At 41.9% G+C, this 4,966-nt stretch carries 2 protein-coding genes and 1 pseudogene; 2 read left to right on the top strand and 1 reads right to left on the bottom strand.

Features of this window, described 5'->3' with window-relative positions; genetic code table 11:
- Positions 1-45: 45 nt before the first annotated feature.
- A pseudogene (locus CDG77_RS33345) lies at positions 46-342 on the top strand (Rpn family recombination-promoting nuclease/putative transposase); the annotation flags it as partial.
- A 595-nt stretch (positions 343-937) separates the two neighbouring features.
- Positions 938-2,698, top strand: coding sequence for a group II intron reverse transcriptase/maturase (ltrA, locus tag CDG77_RS33350; RefSeq protein WP_190234140.1), 1,761 nt, complete (start codon positions 938-940; stop codon positions 2,696-2,698).
- Positions 2,699-3,717: 1,019 nt separating this feature from the next.
- Here the strand turns inward: ltrA and CDG77_RS33365 are convergent.
- The coding region (locus CDG77_RS33365) for a strawberry notch C-terminal domain-containing protein (protein WP_190234142.1) at positions 3,718-4,966 on the bottom strand (1,249 nt) is incomplete at its 5' end.

The raw sequence follows: 4,966 nt of genomic DNA on the forward strand, positions 1-4,966 counted from the left end.
GTGTCAGCTACGCTATATCTGCCCCGTGTTGGAGGAGTTGCTAGAATGATTGACCATGACAGGCTTTTCAAAGAATTAATATCTACATTTTTTGTTGAGTTTCTCGATTTATTCCTGCCTCAAGTAGCCAGCCAAATAGACCGCGATTCTATCCAGTTTTTACCCCAAGATGTATTTACTGATGTCACATCTGGCGAAAAGAAAGAAATTGATTTGCTAGCGCAGGTGCGTTATCAGCAACAGGAAACTTATTTTTTAATTCACGTTGAAAATCAGTCTTATACTGAGTCAGAATTTACCAAGCGGATGTTTAAGTATTTTGCACGCTTGCATGAAAAATATGATTTAGTGCGACTCGTTGGCTATAAACCAAGCCTAGTAAGCCTTTGGGAGGATTAGCCGCATAAGACTCTTGTGAATCTTATGATAACTGAATAACAATATGGGAGCATAACCCATCCTCTAAGTGCTGGAGTGAAAGCATATTCCCTACTGTAGAGACTAGCCATCAATCGGTAAAGCGGGAATAAAAGGCGAAAGTACTGCAAGCCTAACGCAGTAACCGTCAAGCAAAGTATCCATGAATAAAGCTACGGCTTAAAGACACGTCCGAATCATCGTTAATTTTAAATAGCGCAATTAGGCTGAATCGCTATAACCAAAATGGTAAAGGATATGGGATTGGCAGCTTAAATCCTGACCAGTTAGCACCCCTAACAAACCCGGTGAAGAGTGTCATTCTAAAGATACATAGCATTGTTATTCGGAACGAAGTAACCCGTTATTTACTCTCAGATGGTCGAATATCTGAGGAGGTGCTAACCGGATGTAATAACGCGGTGAGATTGAGTAAGAAGCGAAAGCTTAGTCGTAATGATTAAGAGATGCTGACGTACTCACGATGATTTGAAAGGATTGGTCTGACTAGGAAGTATATATGTCTAAAACGAGTTTAAAGACTACGGCGGAATGGAATACGATACAGTGGCGCAAGCTAGAGCGTAGCGTATACAAGCTTCAGAAAAGAATATACCAAGCTTCTCAACGTGGTGATGCCAAGGCAGTTCGCAAACTCCAAAAAACCCTGATGAGGTCTTGGTCTGGAAAAGCCCTTGCAGTACGGAAAGTTACCCAGGATAACCAAGGAAAGAAGACGGCTGGTGTAGACGGTGTAAAATCCCTGAAACCATCAGCCAGACTCACTTTGGTAATGAATCTGAAGCTAAACCACAAGGTTAAGGCAACTCGTAGGGTATGGATTCCTAAACCCGGAAGCGTTGAAAAACGCCCTCTAGGAATTCCCACAATGCAGGATAGAGCAACTCAAGCGCTTGTCAAACTGGCACTAGAACCAGAATGGGAGGCAAAATTTGAACCTAATAGCTATGGCTTCCGACCCGGACGCAGTGCCCATGATGCAATCGAGGCAATATTTAATAGCATCAGATACTCTAATAAATGGGTCTTAGATGCCGATATATCAAAATGCTTCGACAAAATCAACCACGAAAAATTACTGACTAAAATCAATACATTCCCAACCATGAGGAGGTTAATAAAAACATGGTTAAAAGCTGGAGTATTTGATAATGGTCAATTCTCAGAAACCAATGAGGGAACCCCTCAAGGTGGTGTAATATCCCCACTACTAGCAAACATTGCTCTACATGGGCTAGAAAAACTAGTAAAAGATTTTACAGCCAGCTTAACAGGAAGAAGCAAGAGGGAAAACGGAATAAACAGCATATCCCTAATCAGATATGCTGATGACTTCGTAATTCTTGCACCTTATGAGGCTCACATAATATTACTCAAGGAAAGAGTAAAAGAGTGGTTAGGAGAAATGGGACTGGAATTAAATTCTAACAAAACCCGCATTGTCTCAACTTTCAAGTTCTTTGATAGAGTAAACTCCCAATATATAGGATTTAACTTCCTTGGTTTCCATGTGAAACAATACAAAGTGGGGAAGAATAACTCTGGAAAAAACGGACATGGCAAGAAGTTAGGATTTAAAACACTCATCAAGCCCAGCGACAAAGCAATAAAGAAACACTACGACGACATAGCCAGAATAATCGATAACCACAAAAGCGCTCCACAGGAAGCACTAATCAGTAAACTTAACCCGGTAATAAGGGGATGGGTAAACTATTATTCAACAGTTGTGAGTAAAGAGATATTTTCAAAGTTAGGCAGACTAGTGTATCTGAAGTTAAAACGCTGGGGAAAACGCCGTCATTCCAAGAAATCAGGTAGTTGGGTAGCCAATAAATATTGGCACACAGTAGGCGGCGAAAATTGGGTATTTGCAGCAACAGAGAACGGTGAAGTCACAGTGAAGCTATTCAAACACTCACAAAAAGAAATTGTGAGACACGTAAAGGTAAAAGGTGACGCTTCACCGTTCAATGGAAACTTAAAATACTGGAGTGCAAGAAAGGGCAATAATCCCCTAGTACCTAAAAAGATAGCAACACTACTCAAGAAGCAAAAAGGGAAATGTGCCCACTGCGGACTGTACTTTAGAGAAGACGATTTAATTGAGATTGACCATATTATCCCTAAATCAGTTAGTGGAAAGGATATATATGATAATCTACAAGCCTTACATAGGCATTGTCACCACGTTAAAACTGCCACTGACAACTCTTATGACCGACATAAGAGCGATACAGAAACAAATGTGATGTGGTAAGCGGGAAGTACCCATGACAAGGGTCAAGTCATTGAGGAGCCGTGTGAGGTGAAAGTTTCATGCACGGTTTTGAAGACCAGCAGGACTGGTGACAGTCTTGCTGAGTTTAATCCAATTTATCCAGTTGTAATTTTCTCCTTCGATGAACCAAAACGTGCTGAATCCCAAAATTATCGTGTCACGTTCGGCGAGTTAAAGGTGCTGGAATTTCAGTTTGCAGCAATTCAATTAAATCGTCTGAGTTGGCGGGATTTTCTAACGCAGCCAAATCCGGTGGCAGCGGCGTTGATGGCGAAGATGAATATTGCGGTGTCAGAACGTCCGCAGGTGAAGGCGGAATGTTTGCGGTTACTGACAACTTTAAGGTTAGATCCAGCACGGATGCAATTAATTTCGGGGTTTGTTGATACTTATTTGCGGCTTGATGATACTGAGAAGCAGGTTTTTCAAGCGGTGATTAGTACAATGGGATTAGATGAACGAGAGGAAGTTATGCAGATTGTAACAAGTTGGCAACAAGAAGGTGTGGAAATCGAAAGAAGGGAAACAATTTCGACGCTTTTAAAAGTACGTTTTGGAAATTTAGATAGTGAGTTAGAGGCAATTATTCCTCAGTTAATGCAGTTATCTANAGGAAGAATATCTTGGCTTACTTTTACAGGCTGATCGTGAAGAATTATTATCGCGGTTTCAAAGGTAATCGTAATTGAATAAAAGCGGGTGTGCTATTTAGTACAATTACGAATCTTTTTTGCTATTTCAGTTCAACTCAACATTATGACTGTTAATATGGTGTCCATTATGTGATGGCTCATGTTTCCTGTGAAGTAATCGTTCCCTCTCTAAAATCGTAACTTCTAGCTCACTGGCACGTTCTTCTGAAAGTGGAAATATCTCCTCCCTCGTTTTTAGATTACCTCGACAAATCGTCCGCTTACCTTCATTTCGGACAATAAAATCACACTCTTGTTTGAGCGAAAAATAAGCTGATGTATTTATTAGATACATCAGCTTTTGAATTATCCCAAGATTTCAATCACAGCCGCTAGAATAGCTGATGCTTTGTCTGAAACCGGAATGAATAGGCGCTTTTGCCAGTTGATGATCTCGGTGAAACATCCAGCAGCTAAAAGCCGCTCTGCCAGTGAAATAGCATTAACCAGTTCTATGCGAGGTTCACCAGCAATGAAAGAACGTCGCAAGGTTACACCACCCGGCAATTGCTGTGTATATCTCTCGTTCAGTACCAGCTTCACAAGTTCTGCTGGGCTTAACAACTGGTTCTTCAGACCGAGTTGCTCTCGCACAGTTTGGATGTCGGAAGCATTCACCACCCGACCAAGAATTTTCTGTCCATCGCTGGTTTGTAGTCGGAATACTCGACTATTTTGCTGTGGTAGGATTTTCCAGATAGGCAACAAAATACCGGTGACTAAATGCAGGTAATCGGTTGTGAATTTGGGCAGTGTGTCCACTTCCTTCGACCACCCTGCGACGAACGTATCGACACAAACCGCTTTCCAAGTGGAAGATTCTAAATCCTTGACTGGTATACGGGTTTCTTTTTGGGGACGGACGAGTAACACTCTTGGTACAACACCACCATCAGCGTCGTAGATACTATGTGTCGGAATTAATACAGCAGCATGACCAGACTTGGTGTTAACCATCAATTTCCCCTGGTACATACTGGCAAACTCAAGCATTTCGTCAGCCGTTCTGATGTGGTTCTTCTGAGTGCGTTCCACTTTCAAGTAATTGGTGACGCTACCAGTTTGAGCATGAGTATATACAGCTTCCTGGCTCAATACAGTAAACCGTTCAGCCCGTAAAGTTTCCACACCCATCTCATAGACCCCTGCGGCGATCGCTGCTTCAATCTGTTGACTTAGCAACAACTCAAAACGCTCGAAAATGATGTTTTGCATATCGATGCGTAAAGCCAGCAGCCGATTAAGGAATTGCCGCAATGGGGGCAAGTCGATTTTCATCCCGCCTTCATGAGAGGTTAAGCACAATCCAGTCATTTGCTCAAACTTTCCTAAAGGGACTTCATAAAATCGACCTTGGAATATCTGCTTGAACAGTTCATACAGTGCATATTCGGCGTAGTTTGACTCAAGGTTATCTTTGTTTGAAAATATTCCGTTACCTCCGGTTTGCCTTTGCCCCCTTGTGAGTGCGCCCAAGCTAGGGTGTTGACTTTGTGGGAAAATTGTCCACAAAAGTTCATGCAAATTCTGTGTCGTCATCCGAGGTTGAAAATAC

Origin of the sequence: Nostoc sp. 'Peltigera membranacea cyanobiont' 213, from assembly GCF_002245975.1 — a bacterium.
Lineage (GTDB): Bacteria > Cyanobacteriota > Cyanobacteriia > Cyanobacteriales > Nostocaceae > Nostoc.